Origin of the sequence: Micromonospora sp. NBC_01412, assembly GCF_045040215.1 — a bacterium.
Lineage (GTDB): Bacteria > Actinomycetota > Actinomycetes > Mycobacteriales > Micromonosporaceae > Micromonospora > Micromonospora rubida.
Genome location: NZ_CP109528.1, coordinates 478,614 through 497,146, shown reverse-complemented (window position 1 = coordinate 497,146; position 18,533 = coordinate 478,614). Strand labels below are relative to the sequence as shown.

The window sequence follows — 18,533 nt, the reverse complement described above, 5'->3', positions numbered from 1 at the left end:
GACGTGAGGAGGGGTGAGCAGCCGCCGTGGATCGTCTCGGACGAGTTGTGGGCCGAGATCGCGCCGCTGCTGCCGCCCCGTCCCACCGCGGCGGCGCCGCTACCCCGGACGTAAGCCCCTGGATGACCGCAGGGTGTTGTGCGGGATCCTGTTCGTGCTCCACACCGCGATCCGGTGGGAGTACCTGCCGCAGGAGTTGGGGTTCGGGTCGGGGATGACCTGTTGGCGCAGGCTACGAGACTGGAACGACGCCGGCGTGTGGCAGCGACTGCATGAGGTCCTGCTCGGCAGGCTGCGAGCGGCTGGGCAGTTGGACATGTCGGGGGCGGTGATCGACGGCTCTCACGTGCGGGCGCTCAAGGGCGGCCCAAAACCGGTCCGAGCCCGGTCGACCGCCGCAAGCCGGGCTCGAAACACCACGTCATCACCGACACAAACGGCATTCCCCTCGCGGTGAGTCTGACCGGCGGCAACCGTCACGACGTCACCCAGCTCATGCCCCTGGTCGACAAGCTTCCCCGGATCAGGGGCATCCGCGGCCGTCCCCGGCAACGACCGCAGCGGCTCTACGCCGACCGTGGCTACGACTACGACTGCTACCGCCGACAGCTCCGGGCCAGGGCATCACCCCGGTCATCGCCCGACGCGGCGTCGGACACGGCTCCGGACTCGGCGCCCGACGATGGGTCGTCGAACAGACCATCGCCCTACTGCACTGGTTCCGCCGCCTCCGCATCCGCTGGGAGATCCGCGACGACATCCACGAAGCCTTCCTCACCCTCGCCTGCGCCATCATCTGCTGGCGCCGACTCCAAAACTCAAAGAGTTAGGAGTTGTAACTCCAGCGTGACCAGCTCACATCCCCATGCCGGCTCTTCGGAGAAGTCACTTCCCGGACCCGCCACACCCCAGCCTAGAACAACCCTCGCTGCGGCCTCTTGACACAGAGGGGAGCCACGTGAGTGCACGGGGTCGGGTCGATGCGTGCGCCAGTTACCTACGGAGGTTGACGGGAGCTTGTGCTGTGCCCGTCCATAAGGCGTGTCTGTGAGGGAGTTCCCGGCACCGGATGGGCCCCGGTTGACAGCCCGAGGGACCCACCCAGTCCAGGTAGGGTGATTGTCAGCCGATCGGGATGGCACCGAAAACGCGGAACCCGTGTTGGTAATCGGTTCGTGTCGATCCTCGGACACAAACTTGCGGCATCCATGCCATCTCTTGCGTACTGGTGGTCAAGGCTCCTTGATCACGTGAACCTGATCTTCGCGACCAACTTCGCCGGACCTGTACCGGTTGACGGTGGTGGTCGCTGTGGCTGATCCATCTCTGGCTTCCGTCGTCCCCGCAGTCCTTCTGCCGGACCGTGGGCGAAGTAATCCACGTGGTTCCAGCGCACCGCTGCGACGGGCTCTGTTGCCGATGCCAGCGCTTGCGCAGCAGCGGATTGAGGCCAAGGTGTACCGCCTTGCGTCGGTCGATGCCAGCGGTCGGATCCGTGATCGAGGCATCGTGCGTGCCCTGGCTTGGGAGCCTGGTGCCCGACTGGAGATCCGCGAGAGTGCTGGCGTTGTTATCGTGCGTCGGGATCCTGGTGGAGTCTTGCCGGCCAGGGACATCTGTTGCTGCCGGCGACATCCACGAAGCCTTCCTCACCCTCGCCTGCGCCATCATCTGCTGGCGCCGACTCCAACGCTCAAAGAGTTAGGAGTAGTTACGCGTCAGGGCCATCCCGTTACCGGGATGGCCCTGACGCGTATCCGGGATCGCTTTCCACGGCCGGAGGCGGCTCACCCCGGGCTGGCCGGCGGCGGGCAGGTGCTCCCGGCGTAGGCGAAGAGGGAGTCGGTCACACTCGCCCGGATCGATCTGTGCCGGAACATCGAGTCGGCATTGACGATCGGGGCCGAGGCTAGCGGGTCCGGGTGCACCGGGCAGGCGTTGATGCGGTCGAGCAGCCACACCCGCTGCCCGCTCGGGCCGGTGCCGGGGCTGAAGGACAGGCTCAGGGCGGTGGTGCCGATGTACCGCGGCACCGGCACCTCCTCTGGTGGCCGGGTCAGGCAGGACGGGGTCGTCTCGACCACCCGGACGTCGATCACCGTGACGCCGCCTGGCGCGACGCTCACCCGGACCGTCGAGCGCTGCGGGCGCACCTCGATGCGCTGCGGGTCGTCCCAGAAGCCCGGCGGTGGCCCGGAAGCGTCCGGGGTGGGCGTGGGCGGGTCGGTCGGCAGCACCGCTCGGCAGGACCGGACGGCCCGGTTCGCCGCGCGGAGGGCGGCGGCGTGGTCGTCGTCGCGGTGCAGCGCGCTGAGGTGCGGCCCGACGTCGCCGCCGGGGACCTGGGCGCCGAGCAGGACGAACAGCCGGTCCAGGTAGGCGTCGACCAACGCCGGGCCCGGGCGGACCTCGTCGGCCGATATCGAGAGCAGGTGCCGCAGCCCCACCGGGCAACGGCTGGCGAAGGTCGGCATGTTGATCACCATGGCCGCGGCGGAGATCGGGTCGTTGCAGGCCCGTTCGAACAGGGCCCGCTCGTCCTGGCGCCGCTGCTGCTCCAGCGAGTCGGTCCGCCGCTCGATGTACCAGGTGGTCGTCGAGGCCAGGCCGAGGAGGGCTGCGGTGAGCACGGCGGCGACCGGCCGGGCGGGCCGGCCGCCCGGCCGGTCGCCGCGGGGACTGGGCGGGGCGTCTCCGGCGTCGGCGGTGCGGCCTGCGTCGTCCATGCCCGGAACCCCCTCATCGTCGCGCCCAGAGTAGCCAGGGCCCGCGACCGGGGCCCCCGGCTACTCGGCGAACCCCATCAGGCGTTCTTTTCGCTCTCGGCGAGGGACCGCAGCGCCGGCCGGAGGCGGATCTGCTGGACCGCCTGGTCGTACCCTGCGAGCATCAGGAACGCGTCGTCGCCGGTGCCGAGCTGGCACATCGACCGGATCCACCCCGTCGGGTCGAGCAGCATGCTGATCAGCGAGCCGATGCCCAGCGAGCCCCGGCGCGCCATCCTCGCCGGGTCCCACAGCGTGACGCCGACGCCGTCCCCGGCGGTGGCCAGGAGCACCTCGCCGTCCATCTCCACCGCGCAGAGCGCGTACCGGGGGCCCGTCGTCGAAGGAGCCGAGGCGCTCGCCCGTGGCCGGGTCCCACAGGGCCACGGTGCCATCGCCGCCGGCCGAGGCGAGCCGGACCGCGCCGTCGACGGTGACCGCGCAGAGGGCGTTGACGCCGCACCGCTGGGCGCCCAGGTGGCGGACGAGCCGGAGCTGCACCGGGTCCCACAGCCGGACGGCGCCGTCCGCGTAACCGGCCGCGAGCAGGAGCTGACCGTCCACCGACAGGGTGCACAGCGCCCGGACGGACCAGCGCACCTCGCGGCCGACGGCCCGGAGCTGACGGCCGGTCTCGGGCTCCCAGAACCGTATCCCCCGGTCGTCCCCGCCGGAGGCGAGCAGGACGGTGTCGCCGGCCGGCACGGCGACAGGGCGTTCACCGGCCCCCGGTGGCCGGCGAGGGCGTGCACCGCCCGACCGGTCGCGGGGTCCCACAGGTGCACGGCGTCGCCGTAGCCGGCGGAGGCGAGCAGCACGCGCCGCGGGGTCTCGACCGCGCAGACGGCCCGCACCAGGCCGGGCGTGAGGCGGTCGAGGTACGGCCGGATGCTGTCCGGGATCGGGTCCGGCAGCAGGCCCGACAGCTCGACCAGCACGCCGGCGGAGCCCATCACCTGCAGCTCCCTGCCGGCGCGCGGATCGCCGACCCCGACGAGGTGGCCGATCCCGCCGTACGCGACCTGGAGGCGGCCGTCCACGGGCACCGGCGTCACGCAGGCGTGCCACGGCCTGGTCCACGCCAGGGTCGTGCCCATGACCAGCGTGCCGCCCGCGACCAGGCCGCCCAGCAGCGCGCCCGGCCACCGCTGCGCCGACTGCACGCCCGGCACCAGCTCGACGGCGGCGAGGTACCAGAGCAGCGGCACCGCGAACCGTGCCGCGAGCCGCGCCACGCCGAGGACGTCCGGCGGGAACGGCTCCGCCCGCAGGGCGCGTCCGCCACCGCGCAGCAGGGAGACGAGCACCACCAGCGCCACGACGATTCCCCCGATGACCGCCGCCGGGCCGGGGCCGTCGGTGAACGACGTCAGCAGGGCGAAGGCGACGACGGTGGCGAGGAGGCCGCTGATCCACGGCGGCACGTGCGTCAGGACGCGTCGGAGCAGCCGCAGGGTCGCCGCGGCTCCGACGGAGGTGACCAGCGCGACCGCCGCCAGCGGCCAGAACCCATCGACCCGCAGGGCGTCCGGATCGGCCCATCGCACCGCGGACAGGCCAGCAGTGTCACGGCGACCGGCAGTACGAGTCTCACCATGCGATGACCTCACAGCCCAGGTGCCCGATCGAGCCGGGCATCGACGATGGTCGAGTGGAACGCGTGTTCGATTGTGGCAGCGGGTTGCCACCCCCGGCCGTGGCCCGACCCCGGGCCCGCCAGCGACGCGGCCGGCACGCGCCCGCCGGTCCTCCCGGCGGACCACCACGGCTCCGGGTCGAGGCCGCCCGGGGATCGGAGCGGTCTACGCGAAGCGGGACAGATCCCCCCCGCGCCGACACGGACGATCTCGGGCTCGCCGTCGGAGAAGTCGACCACTAACAACTCCTATCTCTTTGAGCGTTGGAGTCGACGCCGGCAGACGATGGCGCAGGCGAGAGTGAGGAACGCTTCGTGGATGTCGTCGCGGATCTTGTACTGCCCGGAAACCCGGTTCTGGCCTCTGAGAGGACGTCTGATTCACGTATTTTGCCGGTTATGTGGGTTTAGTTGTATCGCCAGGTTGGGGTGGTTTCGGCGGTGAGGCGTTTGGCGAGGTTGTCGATCATGGCGATGGTGATCATGCTGGCGGAGTTGTCGGGTCGGGCTTCGTAGTCGCGGACGAGTCGGCGGTGGTGCGTGAGCCAGCCGATGGTGCGTTCGACGACCCATCGGCGTTTGACCACGCTGAAGCCCTTGGCCTACGGGTCTTTGGTGACGGTCTCGACGTCGATGTCGAGGGTGGCGCCGTGTTCGACGACGCGGTTTTTGAATCCGGCGTCGACCCAGGTCTTGGTCAGGGTGGGGTAGGTGGTGGTGGCTTGGTCGAGTAGGTCCATGCCGATGGTGTTGTCGCTGGCGCTGGCTGCGGTGACGATGACGGCGAGGAGTAGGCCGAGGGTGTCGGTGATGATGCCGCGTTTGCGGCCGACGATCTTCTTTCCGGCGTCGGTGCCCTGTGTGGACAGTGGGACGTTGGTGGAGGTTTTCACGCTCTGGCTGTCCATGATGGATGCCGTGGGTTCGATCGTGCGGCCGTGGTGGTCGCGGACGAGACCGGTGAGCTGGTGGTTCAGTTCGGTGAAGATGCCCTCTTTGCTCCAGGCGGCGAAGTAGCCGTAGACCGTCGCGTGGGGTGGGAAGTCGTGGGGCAGGTAGCGCCAGGCGATGCCGGTGCGATTGACGTACAGGATGGCGTTGAGGATCTCGCGTAGGTCGTGGGTGGGGGCGCGTCCGCTGTGACGCCGGCGTCGGTGCGGGCCTGTCGCCAGGCGGTCAGGCGGGGTGCGATCAGGGCCCACCGGGCGTCGGACAGGTCGGACGGATAGGCTCGCCGTTCGGTCATGGTGCAGGCGTACGGCGTTCGGGTGCCGCCTCGACGGACGTCACGTGCGTCGATGTCGGGTGAAAGTGAACCAAACACGATCACGGGGCGAAATGCTCTGATCTCGGCCAGGGTTGAGCCGCGCGCAATGTGTTCTTTCCGGGTCAGGTCGGACATCTTGCGCTACCGAGGTCGAGACGTGAATCGGCCTCTACTGGGCGCGAAGGTGAAACAAACGTCCAGTGAGGTGCGGTTTTGTGTGGCCCAGTCAGCCGACCGAGGGGCATGGTGGCGGGGCATGTTCGTGTCCTTCGGGTACCTGATCCTGTGTCTGATCCTGCGGTTGGTGGTCCAGGGCATGCGTGGCGAGCGGTCCAAGGACGTCGAGATTGTCGTGCTACGTCATCAGGTCGCGGTTCTACGCCGCCAGGTCGCACGGCCGGATCTGGAGCCCGTCGACCGGTTGGTGTTGTCAGCCCTGTCGCGGCTGCTGCCGCGTACCCACTGGTCGGCGTTCTTCGTCACCCCGGCCACCCTGCTGCGCTGGCACTGCAATCTGGTCGCCGGGAAGTGGACCTACCCGAAACGACGCTCCCGGCACTCACCGTTGCGGGCGGAGATCCGCGCTCTGGTGCTGCGTCTGGCCTGGGAGAACCTGACCTGGGGTTACCGCCGGGTGCAGGGTGAGCTTCTCAGGCTGGGTTATCGGGTCGCGGCCAGCACGGTGTGGACGATCCTGACCGCCGCCGGTGTTGACCCGGCTCCGCGTCGCGGCGCGCTGACCTGGACACAGTTCCTGTCCATCCAGGCCAGGGCGTTCTGGCCTGCGACTTCCTGCACGTGGACACGATCGGTATGACCCGCGTCTACGTCCTGTTGCTGATGGAGGTCGGCAACCGGCGGGTTCACCTTCTCGGCACCATCGAGCATCCGACGGGGGAGTGGGTCACTCAGCAGGCCCGGAACCTGTTGATGGACCTCGGTGACCGAGTCGCCCGGTTCAGGTTCTTGAACCGGGATCGTGACAGCAAGTACATCGCGCCGTTCGACGAGGTGTTCACCACCCAGGGGCATCGAGATCCTGCGAACTCCGCCCCGGGCGCCTCGGGCGAACGCGTACGCGCAGCGGTGGGTTCGTACGGTCCGCCGTGAGTGCCTCGACCGGATGCTGATCTACAACAGGCGGCACCTCCTCGCCACCCTCGGGGAGTACGTGGCTCACTACAACGACCACCGGCCGCACCAAGCCCGGGGCCAACAACCGCCCAATGCCACCGACATACCGCCACGACCGGTCGCCGACCTGACGGCCGCACGAGTGCGCCGTAGGAAGATCCTCAACGGGCTAATCAACGAATACTCCCAGGTGGCATAGCTCTGACCGACTTTCCGAGCGGTACAGGTGCTGCAAGGTGAAGGCTTGCGATAAGAGCACGAATTTTGATTCGTCGGTACCGTTTGACACGATCACCATCGTGTCGGATGCGCAGTACAGCTACGTGGGACCGCCGGACGCGCCGGACCGGTATGAGCTGATCGAGCGGCGCGCCGCTGGTGGCGAGGGCGAGGTCTGGCGAGCTCGCGAGCACCACGGAGACGTGGCATTCTCGTACGCGGTGAAGATCCTCCGGGTACCAGCGGAGGACCAGACCGACCGCGGCTTGGAGGGCCTCCGGCTACAGGCGGCGCTGGCGACCCAACTCGAACACCCGGCGCTGGTGAAGGTCAAGGAGGTCTTCGTCGGCCCGTCGCCGCATCCGGCCGGAGAGTCCACCACGGACACCGCGCCACGACTGTACTTCGTGATGAAGTGGATCGAAGGCCGCAGCCTGCAGGAAATGCTGGAGAGCGGCGGGGTACGCGGGTTGGACATCCTCAAGCCGCTTGAGCCGATCGCCGAGGCCATCGACTACCTGCACAGCGGCCAGGACACCGACGGCATACCGGTCCTGCACCGGGACATCAAACCAGCCAACATCCTGGTCTCCGGCAGCGGGCGGGCCTATCTGGTCGATTTCGGCCTGGTCCGGCTGCGCAGCACCAGCGGCACCGCCCGGGTGTACGGCACGGCGCCATTCATGGCACCGGAGTCCCTGGCCCGGGGCGAGTACACCCCGGCCACGGACCGCTACGCCCTCGGCGCGACCGTCTACTACGCAGTGACCAGCGAGATGCCGGTGCCCGGCGACATCGACGGCATGACCCAGCGGCTCACCGCGTCACTCGGCCCAGGGCAGGACCGGGTGATCCGCGGAATCCTGTCGATGGTCGCGGTGACCGCCGAGCGCCGGCCGGCCGCCGCGGCGGCCTGGGTCAACGCGCTGCACGCCGGACCGCCGGAGACATCGATCGGCGGGCCGCCGCCGTCCCCGCCGCCGCCCACCTCCGGGCCGCCCGGCTCCCCGCTGCCGCCCACTTCCGGGCCGCCGGGCTATCCGCTGCCGCCCACCTCGGGGCCGTCGGGCTACCCGCTGCCGCCCACTTCCAGGCCGCCCGGCTCCCCGTCGTCGGGCAACCCTGCGTCCTCGGACTACCCGCTGCCGCCCGGCCCGCGGCCGTCGGGGGCTCCGGGGCTGTCGGACTACCCGCTGCCGCCCGGCCCGGGACCGGCAGGCTTTCCCGGGGCGCCCCGCCAGCCCGGGAAGTCCAAAGCCCCGTTGATCATTGGTATCGTGGCGGCGGTCCTCTTGGCCGCCTGCTGCGTACCGTCGGTGTGGAGCGTTGTTCAAGGCAACCTGCCCGGCGACCTCCAGGCGAGTCCGACCCCCAGCATCGACCGTGCCTCCCCGCCGCCGGAGGTGACCGCACTGGAGCCGGTGCTGCTGTCGGTGGCCGACGTCGTATCCGCGATGAAGGTCGGAGACCGTGACTGGGTCAAGCCGAGTTCCACCACCGACGCGCTGCACAACGGACTGGCCAAGCTTGCGCTCTGCTCGGACGGCAACGTTCGCGGTGATGCGATCGGGGCGCACAGCAGCAACGGCTACTGGGTGACCAGCGGCCAGTACCCGTACCTCGGCTCGGCGGTCGCCGGCTTCTACGGCAACGCGGCCGACCCGTTCCTCGATGCCACCCGCAAGGCGGCCGAGCGGTGCGGATGGCGGCCGTTCACGGTGCCGAAGTTGGGTCAGGAGTCGTTCGGGATCACCGTTGGCGGCTCCAGCGGCATCTACGCGATGATCTTCGTCCGTTCGGGCCAGGTGCTCCTCCAGGTCGCGATCCAGAACGATTATCAAGGTGGCAGCTACCAGAGCGACCTGATCAAAATGGCGACGTCGATGGCCAAGCGGCTGCCGAAACCGAAGGCGAGCCGGTGACCGCCCCGGGGCCGGTGGCGGCGTGAGCGCCACGTTGCTGGTCGGCGTGCCCGGCGGGGGCGGGGAGCGCCGGGTCACGGCGGTCGGCGGGCCGTTGCGAATCGGCCGTGATCCACTCTGTTCGATCGTTTTGGACGACTCGCGGGCCTCCCGCGAGCACCTGGAGCTCACCTACCGGGCCGGACGGTGGCACCTGCGTGACCTCGCCAGCCGGAACGGCACGTTCGTCAACGGCCGTCAGGTGCACGAGCTGGAGATAACGGTCGCCTGCGCGGTGCGGCTCGGCAACGCCGTTGACGGTCCAGTGCTCACCTTCCGTCCGGAAGGTCCTCCCGCTGCCCCGCCGACGGTGACCGATTCGGCGCAGCCAGCCCCGTTGGCCGAGGTGCGGCCGAGCGGCTTCGTACCCGGCGCCGAACCACCATCCGGTGCAAGATTCGCGCTGGGCCGGATCCCCTCGGCCAGCTACCCGACCGCGGATCGGATCCGGATCGGGCGGGAGCCGGACAACGACATCGTCCTCGACGACCTGCTGGTCTCCCGCTACCACGCCGACCTTGTCCGGGACGGTGCCGGATTTCGCGTCATCGACCTGGGTACGCGCAACGGCACGTACGTCAACGGACGGCAGGTCGAGCGGGCCGTGCTGTACGGCGGGGACCTCCTCTCGTTCGGGCACCACCAGATGGTGTTCGACGGCGCCGCACTGCACGACTACGTCGATGTCGGCCGGGTGTCGCTGCGCGCCGAAGGGCTAGGTGTCAAGGTCGGCGCGCGGAACCTGCTCTTGGGGGTCTCGTTCGAGTTGGACGAGTGCAGTCTGCTCGCGGTCGTCGGCCCGAGCGGTGCCGGCAAGTCGACGCTGCTGGGGGCGCTGACCGGCAACCGCCCGGCGCAGGCCGGCACGGTGCGCTACCAGGACCGCGACCTGTACGCCGAGTACGCCGACCTGCGGCACCGCATCGGCCTGGTGCCGCAGGACGACATCCTGCACCGCCAGCTGACCGTACGCCGTGCGTTGCGCTACGCGGCCGGGCTGCGCTTCGGCCCCGATGTGACGCCTGCGGAGCGGGACCAGCGCATCGACGAGGTGCTTGGCCAGCTCGCCCTCACTGCGCACGCTGACCAGCGCATCGACACGCTCTCTGGTGGACAGCGCAAGCGCACCTCGGTGGCGCTGGAGCTGCTCACCGAGCCCTCGCTGCTCTTCCTCGACGAGCCGACCTCCGGGCTGGACCCGGCGCTGGACCGCGACGTGATGCACGGCCTGCGCGAGCTGGCCGATCGCGGCCGGACCGTCGTGGTGGTGACGCACAGCCCGCTGCACCTGAGCGTGTGCGACCAGGTGCTGGTACTCGCCCGCGGCGGCAAGGTCGCCTACTTCGGCCCGCCGGACGAGCTGCTCGACTTCTTCGGGGCGGCCGAGTACGCCGACGTGTTCACCGCGGTCGCCGCCGAGCCGGACGTCTGGGCCGCCCAGTTCGGGGCCACCCGCCCGCCGGCCAAGGCCGCACCGGCGAGCGAGCGGGCGGTGGCCACCGCGCCGCCGCCGCGTCAGGGCTGGTGGCGGCAGATGGCGATCGTCGCCCGCCGCACGGTCGCCGTCACCCTCGCCGACCGGTTGTACGCGGCGCTCTCCCTCGGCCTGCCGATTGGTCTCGCCGTCCTGCTGCACGTGGTCCCCGGTTCCGACGGTCTCGGGCTGCCCGCACAACCGCCCGGGCGCAGCACCGAGGCCGCCGAACTGCTGGTCATCCTGATCACCGGCGCGATCTTCATCGGGCTGGCCGGCGGCATCCGCGAGTTCGTCGGGGAGAGCGCCATCTACCGCCGGGAACGGGCGGTTGGCATGGCGCCCGGCGCCTACCTGAGCGCGAAGCTGGTCGTGTTCGCCGTACTGAACGCGTTCCAGGCGGCACTGTTCGTCCTGCTCGGCATGTTGGGCCGGCCGGCGCCACCCGAGGCGCTCGTGCTGGGCGTGCCGCTGGTCGAGCTGATCGCGGTGGTCTGGCTGACCACGCTGGCAGCCACCGTGCTTGGGCTGTTGGTCAGTGTCTACGTGTCCACGAGCGAGCAGACGATGCCGGTGCTGGTCGGGCTCGTGATGGCGCAGCTCGTGCTCTGCGGCGGGCTGTTCGCCGTGGTCGAGCGCACCGGCATCGAACAGCTCTCCTGGCTGGCCCCGGCCCGCTGGGGATACGCCGCCGCAGCTGCCACAGTGGACCTGCGCGCGATAATGCTGAGGCCTGCGCCGGACGCACTCTGGGCGCATACCACCGGCGCGTGGAGCTGGGCGATGGCCGTCCTGGCCGGCCAGACCGTACTGCTGACCGCAGCGGTGCGGTGGGCGCTACGTCGCCACGAGCCCGTACTGGAGAGCCGGAGGAATCGCACGTGAGTCGCCGTAAGGATTCTGCCGCCGCCCTCGAAGCCGTTCTGCGCGACGGCTGGAGCAGTGCATGCCGGCTGTACGAGCACCTGGCGCGGGGTGGCCAGTTGATCGCGCTGCCGCCCAGCGGACTGCGGCTGAGCCCGAACGAAGCGGTTTTCGGCGACACGGTGCTGGGTTACGCACGCTTCTACGGCACCGCCGTGCAGTATCGGGAGAGTAGCCACCTCTGGTTCGGCTCGACGAGTTTCGTGCTCGCCGGCATGGCCGGTGACGCCATCAGTAACGCCAGTGCCCGCAGCCGCGCCCAGGCGATGGCGGCGGCCCAGTGGCGGGACCAGGCGCAGGTGCGGATGATCCTGACCAACCAGCGGCTGCTCGGGGACTACCAGGGCAACCTGCTGAGCTTTTGGCACAACGGCGTACTGGAACTCACCGCCGACCTGACCCAGTGGTCGTTCATCCTCCGCTACCAGGAGGGCAATCCGCTGATGCTGCATGGCCCGGCGGCGCCGTGGTACGCGGTCGCGATCGCCTGGCTGATCTTCGGCCCGCAGGGCATGCACCTTCCGGCGCTCGCACCGATAAGCGCAGCCGTCGCGCAGCGGTCCCGCGCCATCACCGGCGAGGTCGTGCCCGACTAACGACCTCGTGCATGGTTGGTCGGAGTGGCCAGTCGCTTCATCGGCGGTGGGGTGCGGCTGGTAGGGCCTTGAGTGGCTTGGTGGCGTTTTGGGTGTGGTCGGGTGTGTTGGTGGTTGGATAGGCTCTGTTGCATTGGCGGATCGGTGGACACGCCGAGCCGCGTCAGCGGGCATTGGTCAGATCGCTCGCGCCAGTTCGGTGAAGGCGGCGGCCACCCGTAGCGTGGGCGGGACGTCGAGTCCGAGTTCGTAGTGTCCGCGTCGGAGGTTCTGCACGAAGGCGTGGCCGGTGATGATCGTCTGGGCGGTGCGGTCGGTGCGGAGCCCGCGCATCGGTCTGAGCCGGTGCTTGAGCTGGCTGTGATCAGCCTCGATCGGATTGTTGGCATGCCGCTCGACGTGGTGCCACGCCGACGGAACCAGCTCGTCGAGCCACCCTCGGGTAGACCGGGTTCGCGTCGGTGACAACCTCGCTGGGCGTGACCTTCAGCGAGTTCAGCGCTCGATGGAAGAACCGCCGGGCCGCGGCGGCGTCCCGACGTGCCGAGACGAGCACGTCGATGACCTGCCCGTGCTGGTCCACCGTCCGGTAGACGTACCGCCAGACCCCGTTGACCTTGACGTAGGTCTCGTCAACGTGCCAGCGGTCACCCGGTGCGTGGCGCGCGAAGCGGGCGGCGTCGGCCAGCAGCGGGGTGAACCGCTGCACCCACCGGTAGACGGTGACGTGATCCACCTCGACACCCCGTTCGACCAGCAGCTCCTCCACGTCTCGGTAGGAGAGGTTGAACCGCAGGTACCAGCGGACCGCCAGGACGATCACCTCGGACGGGAACCGGAACCCAACGAACGCCGATGCGGGCGGAGACCAGGACCCGAGACGAGACAGCGACCTCACCGGCCAAGCAGACCACATCGGGCAAGCTGGAGTCGATCATGCTTCCGCCCAACGCAACAGAGCCCAGCGGCAGCTTCCCGCACGCCAGCGCGACCTCCCGGGTCGAGCGGGGGTCTGCTGGCGGCCGGCCGCCAGCATCCGCGATCAACTTCACGGCGTCCGAGATGGGCAGCGTCGGGACGTCGACGACGGTCGCGCCAGCGAGGTCCGGCAGTCGCCACCGGCTCGTGACCAGTACGTCACAATGGCCAGGACCGGGAAGCAGCGGCCGTACCTGCGCCGCCTCACGCGCGTTGTCGAGAGTGATCAACATTCGGCGGTCGGCCAGCTCGCTGCGCAGAGACGCCGACGCCTCGGCCTCATCCACGCCAACCGGGCGAGCCGGCACGCCCAGGGCGCGCAGGAACCGTCCAAGCACTTCCATGGGTGCAACGGCTGCCCCGGTTCCGCCCCGCAGGTCGGCGTAGAGTTGCCCATCCGGGTAGCCGGTGCGTAACTGGTGCGCCGCCCTCAGGGCGAGGGCGGTCTTGCCCACTCCCGCAGCTCCGCTGAGCATGACGATGTTGGGGGAGACCTGCCCGTCTTCGGACGTACGTCGTTCGAACGCGGCCCTGATCGTGACGAGTTCGGTGGCCCGTCCGACGAACCCCGGCGGCGGGGCGGGCGCCTGCTGGAGCACTGGGCGGTGCGCCGGCGCCGGGGCCGGCGACTTGCGGCGCTGCAACGCGTAGTCGTGCGCCTGCCGGAGCTTCGGGCTGGGCTCGATGCCCAGCTGCTCCACCAAAGCGGCACGAATCCGCTGGTAGGTGGCGAGCGCCTCGGCCTGCCGGCCGCTGGCTGACAGGACCATGATCAGCTCGGCGTGCACTGGCTCGTCCAGCTCGAACTGCCATGCCAACTCCCGCAACGGCGGCAGCACCTGCTCGCAGCCGCCGAATTCCCGAGCAAGCGCCGCCCAGCTGCGGAGGAGCTGTGCGTACTGATGCCGCAGAGCGATGGTCACCGGAATGTCGCGCAGCGCCTCCACGTCCGTCTCGCCGCGCCATAGGAGCGCCGCTGCGGCGAAATGGCCGCTAGCCAGCTCGGGGTCGGCCTCACCAGTACCCAGCGCGATGAGCCGGCGAAACCGAAGTAGATCCAGTTGCCCCGGCGCGAGCGTGAGGCGGTAGCCATCGCCTGCCGCGCGGAGCACCCTCGTCGCGTCGTGGAGTCGCAGCTTCCGGCGGAGCCGGCCGACGTAGCTTTGCAGCAGTTGCTGGGCCCGCTGTGGCCGCTGGTAGCCCCACAGCAGCTCAATGAGTTCCTCGCGTCCCACCACCTCGCCGGCGTTCAGCGCCAGTCGCACGAGGATGCGGCGCTGCTTGGTGGAGGCCAGTTCCACCTCGTGTGGACCGCACCGCACCTGAAGTGGCCCGAGCACCGCCACCGAGAGTTCGTCAACAGGGTCTTGAACGCCAAAACCCCGACGGCGTGCCCCGCCGGGGCAGAGTGGCGTTCGTCGATACTCTGACCAGATGCGCCCTTCCCGTGCGAGCCTCGGACCGCTGCTGCTACTTGCCCTCGCCGCCTGCTCGGGTCCCGACACGGCCGCGACCGCGCCTTCCTCGTCGCCGGCCGCGCCGCCCCGGCCCGGGCGGCTGGTGTCGAGCGCCCACCCGTACACCGCCGACGGTCCCGCCACGCCCACGGACTACGGCGCTCCCGGTTCACCGCACGCGAAAATTATGCGTGAGCTGCAACAACAGGTGCTGAATCAGGCCGGCGCGCCCGCGCACACGTCTGTGACTTGCGACAAGAAATTCATCACCGGCAACGTGAAGGCGAACTGCACGGTGAAGTTCGACGACCTCGCGGTGCCGATGGACGTGACCGTGTCGATCGCCGACCAGTACATGACCTGGTCCGCCATCGCCTCGGTCGGCGTGCTGTCCCGGACGAACGTGGGCTGGCAGTGGAACAGCGAAGCAGTCAACAACAACGCCCGGCTGGGCACCGCGATGTGCGACGCCGCGATGCCCGACCAGGCGGTGTTCCCCTTCGGCACGACGCTGTTCCTCTGCTGGTACACCACCGCGGAAGGCACCGTGGTGGAGAAGCAGGTGTCGGTCGGCCGGCGGGGCATCACCTTCGAGAAGGCCTGACCGAGCCATGAGGAGACTTCGGCACACCGCCGAAGCGCTCGGCCACACCGCCCATCGCGCCTCGAAGCGCAACCGGAACAGGTCTATCCCTACCAACACCCAACCGCATCGATCTCTACAACTCCTCCGAATTGCCTGAAACGGTCATATGGCTATCTTGCGCGACCCCTGGCTGGCGTGGCGGGTGGTCTCCGGGCGGGGTGCCGTTGACTGGGCGGTCGATGTGCGCCTGCCCGACCAGGCCTGCTCCGCGCCACCGCGACCAGGGTCGGGTTTCCCCTCGAAGCGACTCGTGTCGAAGGTCCGTATGGCATTGCAGTTGCATTGCCATGCCGGGTATGGTGGGATGCAATTCAGATGTATTGCAAAGAGGGGGCGCCGTGCAGGTGATCGGCTTGTCCGAGACGAACCCAGACATGGTCGACCTGGTGGGTGGCAAGGCGGCCGGGCTGGGTGAGCTGATCCGGCAGGGCGAACGGGTGCCGCCCGGCTTCTGCGTCACCACCGAGGCCCACCGAAGCGGCGTCGTCCCGCGGGCGGAGATCGTCGAGGCGTACGAGCGGCTCGGCGCCGGCCCGGTGGCGGTGCGTTCCAGCGCCACCGCCGAGGACCTGCCGGACGCGAGTTTCGCCGGACAGCAGGACACCCTCCTCAACGTCACCGGCGCCGCCGAACTGATCGCCGCGATCGGGAAGTGCTGGGAATCGCTGCACAGCGCCCGCGCGGTCGCCTACCGCGACGCCCGCGACATCGACCACCAGGCGGTGTGGATGGCCGTCGTCGTGCAACGGATGGTCACCCCTGAAGTGGCGGGGGTGTTGTTCACCGCGAATCCGCTGACCGGCTGCCGCACGGAGATGATGGTCGACGCCGTACCGGGCCTCGGCACGGCCGTGGTGGACGGCGCCGCTGTCGTCGACCACTACGTCCTCGACGGGTCCGACCAGGACGACGAAGGATGTCTCACGCCGGCGCGACTGGCGGAGTTGGGCGGCGTGGGTGAGCGGCTCCAGCGTCACTTCGGCTGCCCACAGGACGTGGAATGGGCAATCGACCGGGACGGCGCACTGTGGTTGCTGCAGTCACGGCCGATCACCACGCTGTTCCCCCTCCCGCCGGACACCGGGAAACCCGGCCCCCGCGTCTACCTGGAGTTCGGCCACGTGCAGGGGATGCTGCGGCCGGTCACCCCGATGGGCATGTCCACGCTGACGTCCCAGGTGGCGGCGATGCTCGCGTCGTTCGGCATCAGGGTCGACATCGTCGACATCGGAGGGCGCCTCTACGGCGACCTGACCGATCTGGCGCGTAGCAGGTCCACCCGTAAACGCCTGGTCAAACTCATGGCGGTCGACTTCGGTCCACGGGCCCAGGCGGTGATGCGGCACGTCCTGGCTGATCCGCGGTTCGCCCCGGTGGGCGGCAGGAGCGGGCGCGGGGTCGCGGCCCGGGGCTCGTCGCTACGGACGGCGACGCGCGCGGTGGCGGGGATCGTCCGCACACTGGCCCGCCCCGACGCGGCGCGGATCCGGATGTTCGACGCCATCGAGCAGCTGAGGCTGAGGTCGGCCGCACCGGACGGGCTACGGTCCGCCGCGGAGCGGCTGCGCTTCGTGCGGGCCCAGGATCCAGCGGGAAACGCCGACGAGATCATCTGGCCCATCGTGACCGGCATGCTCGCGGCCGCCCTGCCGGCCCAGCTGTTGAAGGGTGTCGCCGGCTCGGACGAGATCAACACTGTACTGGGCGGAATGCCGCACAACGTCACCATCGAGATGGACCTGGCACTGTGGCGGCTCGCCCAGGGCGCCGGTGAACACCGCCAGCTGCTGCTCGACACCCCGCCGACCGAACTGGCCGCGCGGCACCTCCGTGGGACCCTCCCGGACATCGGGCTGGCGGCGTTCCTGGACGCCTACGGTCATCGCGGCGTTGCCGAGGTCGACCTCGGGGTGCCCCGCTGGGACGAGGATCCGACACCGGTCTTCGCCGCGGTCGCCAACTACCTGCGGGTCGCCGACCCCGAGCAGGCGCCCGACAGGCGCTTCGCAGCTGCCGCCTCAGCGGCCGAAGCCGCACTCCACCAGCTTGTCGCGCGGGCCGGCAGCCGCAGGCCGGTACGCGGCCGGATCGCCGGGTTCCTGCTGCGCAGGGCGCGGTCGTTGGCCGGCCTGCGGGAGGCCGGCAAGTTCGCCGGCCTGTACCGGCTGCGGGAGATGCGACGGCAACTGCTGCTCATCGGCGTCGACCTGACCGGCGCAGGGCTGCTGGACCAGCCGGACGACATCATGTTCCTGACCGTCGAGGAGGTGCACGCCGCCGTACACCGGAACCTCGACCACCGGGACCTGGTCGCCGCCCGCAAGGCGGTGCACCGCAGGGAGCTGCGTCGCAGGACCGTACCGGTGGCACTGCTGTCCGACGGAACCGACATCGAGACCGTTCTGCTGGCGGTGCCCGCTGCGGACGGCACCCTGACGGGCGTGGGTGCGGCAGCGGGTCGGGTGACCGGCCCCGCCCGGGTCGTCCACGACCCGGCCACCGCCCACATCGAACCCGGCGACATCCTGGTCGCCGCGACCACGGACCCCGGCTGGACCCCACTGTTCCTCACCGCCGGCGCGCTGGTGACCGAGACCGGCGCGGTCATGGCCCACGGCCCCACCGTGGCCCGCGAATACGGCATCCCCGCCGTCATCTGCGTTCCCGACGCCACCCGGAAGATCTCCACCGGGCAGGTCGTCACCGTGGACGGCGCAACCGGAACCGTCACTTTCACCTGACCGGGAAGCCCTGCCGCGAACCCAGCCCTGACCAGCCACCGCGTGAGGACGATGATGAGCGAGACGAAAGCCCCCGCCACCAGGATGGCCGGCCCGCTGCTGCGCCGGGCAGCCGCGACCGAGGGTGCGATGTGGCGCAGCATGTACCTGTGGGTGCGGCGCCGGCCCCTGCCCCTCGCCCCGGATGACGAGCCGTTCGGCTACATCGGCGTGGTCAAGCCGATCCTCGGCGTCTTCATCGGCCTGTCGATCGTCGAAATCCCGATTTTCGACCTCGTCGTCAGCAACGTCGTACCGTGGCGGCCGGCCCGCTGGATCGTGCTCGGGCTCGGCGTCTGGGGCCTGCTGTGGATGATCGGCTTCTTCGCGAGCATGAAGATCCACCCCCACGTCGTCGGGGACACGGGTATCCGCGTACGGCTGAGCGCGGGCATCGACATCACCGTGCCCTGGGAGAACGTCGAGGCGGTGAGCAAGCGCTACCGCTCGATGCCGTCCGGGAAGTCGGTGCAGGTCGAGGAGGAGGACGACCGCCGGGTGCTGCACATCCTGGTCGCCAAGCAGACGAGCGTCGATGTCCGGCTGCGCCGGCGGACGGCCTTCATGCTCCCGAAGGGGCGGACCGAGCCGGTCGATGAGCTGCGCATCTACGCCGACGACCCCAACGGCTTGCTCCACAGCGCGCAGGTCAGGTCCAGAACCGGAGCTATCGCGGAGTAGCGGTCGACCGCTGGC

The 18,533-nt window shown here is 69.8% G+C and carries 11 protein-coding genes and 4 pseudogenes; 10 read left to right on the top strand and 5 right to left on the bottom strand.

Annotation, left to right across the window (positions count from 1 at the left end):
* The first annotated feature begins 30 nt into the window (after nt 1-30).
* Nucleotides 31-830: pseudogene (locus OG617_RS02055) on the top strand (IS5 family transposase).
* Between the two features lie 957 nt (nt 831-1,787).
* Here OG617_RS02055 and OG617_RS02050 read toward each other — a convergent pair.
* The 3 genes and pseudogenes from OG617_RS02050 to OG617_RS02040 form a co-directional block, all read right to left on the bottom strand.
* Complete coding sequence (locus OG617_RS02050; protein WP_405098191.1) at nt 1,788-2,726, bottom strand: hypothetical protein; 939 nt, start codon at nt 2,724-2,726, stop codon at nt 1,788-1,790.
* A 60-nt stretch (nt 2,727-2,786) separates the two neighbouring features.
* The gene (locus OG617_RS02045) at nt 2,787-4,307 is read right to left on the bottom strand and encodes a WD40 repeat domain-containing protein (RefSeq protein WP_405104073.1); all 1,521 of its coding nucleotides are present in this window, start codon (nt 4,305-4,307) and stop codon (nt 2,787-2,789) included.
* A 501-nt stretch (nt 4,308-4,808) separates the two neighbouring features.
* Nucleotides 4,809-5,647, bottom strand: a pseudogene (locus OG617_RS02040) (IS5 family transposase).
* Between the two features lie 277 nt (nt 5,648-5,924).
* On the opposite strand from OG617_RS02040, the gene OG617_RS02035 reads away from it, so the two are divergent.
* The 6 genes from OG617_RS02035 to OG617_RS02010 all read left to right on the top strand — a co-directional run bounded on the left by OG617_RS02035 (nt 5,925) and on the right by OG617_RS02010 (nt 11,976).
* Nucleotides 5,925-6,485 (top strand): hypothetical protein, encoded by a 561-nt coding sequence (locus OG617_RS02035; protein WP_405098189.1) that lies wholly within the window; start codon nt 5,925-5,927, stop codon nt 6,483-6,485.
* Nucleotides 6,482-6,778 (top strand): hypothetical protein, encoded by a 297-nt coding sequence (locus OG617_RS02030; protein WP_405104130.1) that lies wholly within the window; start codon nt 6,482-6,484, stop codon nt 6,776-6,778. Before OG617_RS02035 ends, OG617_RS02030 begins: the two co-directional genes overlap by 4 nt.
* Nucleotides 6,699-7,001, top strand: a complete 303-nt coding sequence (locus OG617_RS02025; RefSeq protein ID WP_405104072.1) for an integrase core domain-containing protein — start codon at nt 6,699-6,701, stop codon at nt 6,999-7,001. Before OG617_RS02030 ends, OG617_RS02025 begins: the two co-directional genes overlap by 80 nt.
* Before the next feature lie 100 nt (nt 7,002-7,101).
* Entirely contained in the window at nt 7,102-8,943 is a 1,842-nt protein-coding gene (locus tag OG617_RS02020) for a serine/threonine protein kinase (RefSeq protein ID WP_405098187.1), read from the top strand.
* A gap of 22 nt (nt 8,944-8,965) precedes the next feature.
* Nucleotides 8,966-11,341 (top strand): FHA domain-containing protein, encoded by a 2,376-nt coding sequence (locus tag OG617_RS02015; RefSeq protein WP_405098185.1) that lies wholly within the window; start codon nt 8,966-8,968, stop codon nt 11,339-11,341.
* Nucleotides 11,338-11,976 (top strand): hypothetical protein, encoded by a 639-nt coding sequence (locus OG617_RS02010; protein ID WP_405098183.1) that lies wholly within the window; start codon nt 11,338-11,340, stop codon nt 11,974-11,976. The genes OG617_RS02015 and OG617_RS02010 overlap by 4 nt, the downstream gene beginning before the upstream one ends.
* A 177-nt stretch (nt 11,977-12,153) precedes the next feature.
* Here the strand turns inward: OG617_RS02010 and OG617_RS02005 are convergent.
* A pseudogene (locus OG617_RS02005) lies at nt 12,154-12,892 on the bottom strand (IS6 family transposase).
* Nucleotides 12,893-13,616: 724 nt separating this feature from the next.
* Nucleotides 13,617-14,255, bottom strand: a pseudogene (locus OG617_RS02000) (BTAD domain-containing putative transcriptional regulator); the annotation flags it as partial.
* A 133-nt stretch (nt 14,256-14,388) separates the two neighbouring features.
* Between OG617_RS02000 and OG617_RS01995 the strand changes: the two are divergent.
* The 3 genes from OG617_RS01995 (at nt 14,389) to OG617_RS01985 (ending at nt 18,518) form a co-directional block, all read left to right on the top strand.
* Nucleotides 14,389-15,015 (top strand): hypothetical protein, encoded by a 627-nt coding sequence (locus tag OG617_RS01995; RefSeq protein WP_405098181.1) that lies wholly within the window; start codon nt 14,389-14,391, stop codon nt 15,013-15,015.
* Between the two features lie 386 nt (nt 15,016-15,401).
* A complete protein-coding gene (locus OG617_RS01990; RefSeq protein ID WP_405104071.1) occupies nt 15,402-17,798 on the top strand; it encodes a PEP/pyruvate-binding domain-containing protein in 2,397 nt (798 codons plus the stop codon).
* A 54-nt stretch (nt 17,799-17,852) separates the two neighbouring features.
* On the top strand, nt 17,853-18,518 hold the full coding sequence (locus OG617_RS01985; RefSeq protein WP_405098179.1) for a hypothetical protein: 666 nt from the start codon (nt 17,853-17,855) through the stop codon (nt 18,516-18,518).
* Nucleotides 18,519-18,533 lie beyond the last annotated feature (15 nt).

Excerpts from the sequence above, each read along its gene's own strand:
- OG617_RS02050 (WP_405098191.1), bottom strand. The coding sequence starts at position 2,726 with ATGGACGACGCAGGCCGCACCGCCGACGCCGGAGACGCCCCGCCCAGT.
- OG617_RS02045 (WP_405104073.1), bottom strand. The coding sequence starts at position 4,307 with ATGGGCCGATCCGGACGCCCTGCGGGTCGATGGGTTCTGGCCGCTGGC.
- OG617_RS02035 (WP_405098189.1), top strand. The coding sequence starts at position 5,925 with ATGTTCGTGTCCTTCGGGTACCTGATCCTGTGTCTGATCCTGCGGTTG.
- OG617_RS02030 (WP_405104130.1), top strand. The coding sequence starts at position 6,482 with ATGACCCGCGTCTACGTCCTGTTGCTGATGGAGGTCGGCAACCGGCGG.
- OG617_RS01995 (WP_405098181.1), top strand. The coding sequence starts at position 14,389 with ATGCGCCCTTCCCGTGCGAGCCTCGGACCGCTGCTGCTACTTGCCCTC.
- OG617_RS01985 (WP_405098179.1), top strand. The coding sequence starts at position 17,853 with ATGAGCGAGACGAAAGCCCCCGCCACCAGGATGGCCGGCCCGCTGCTG.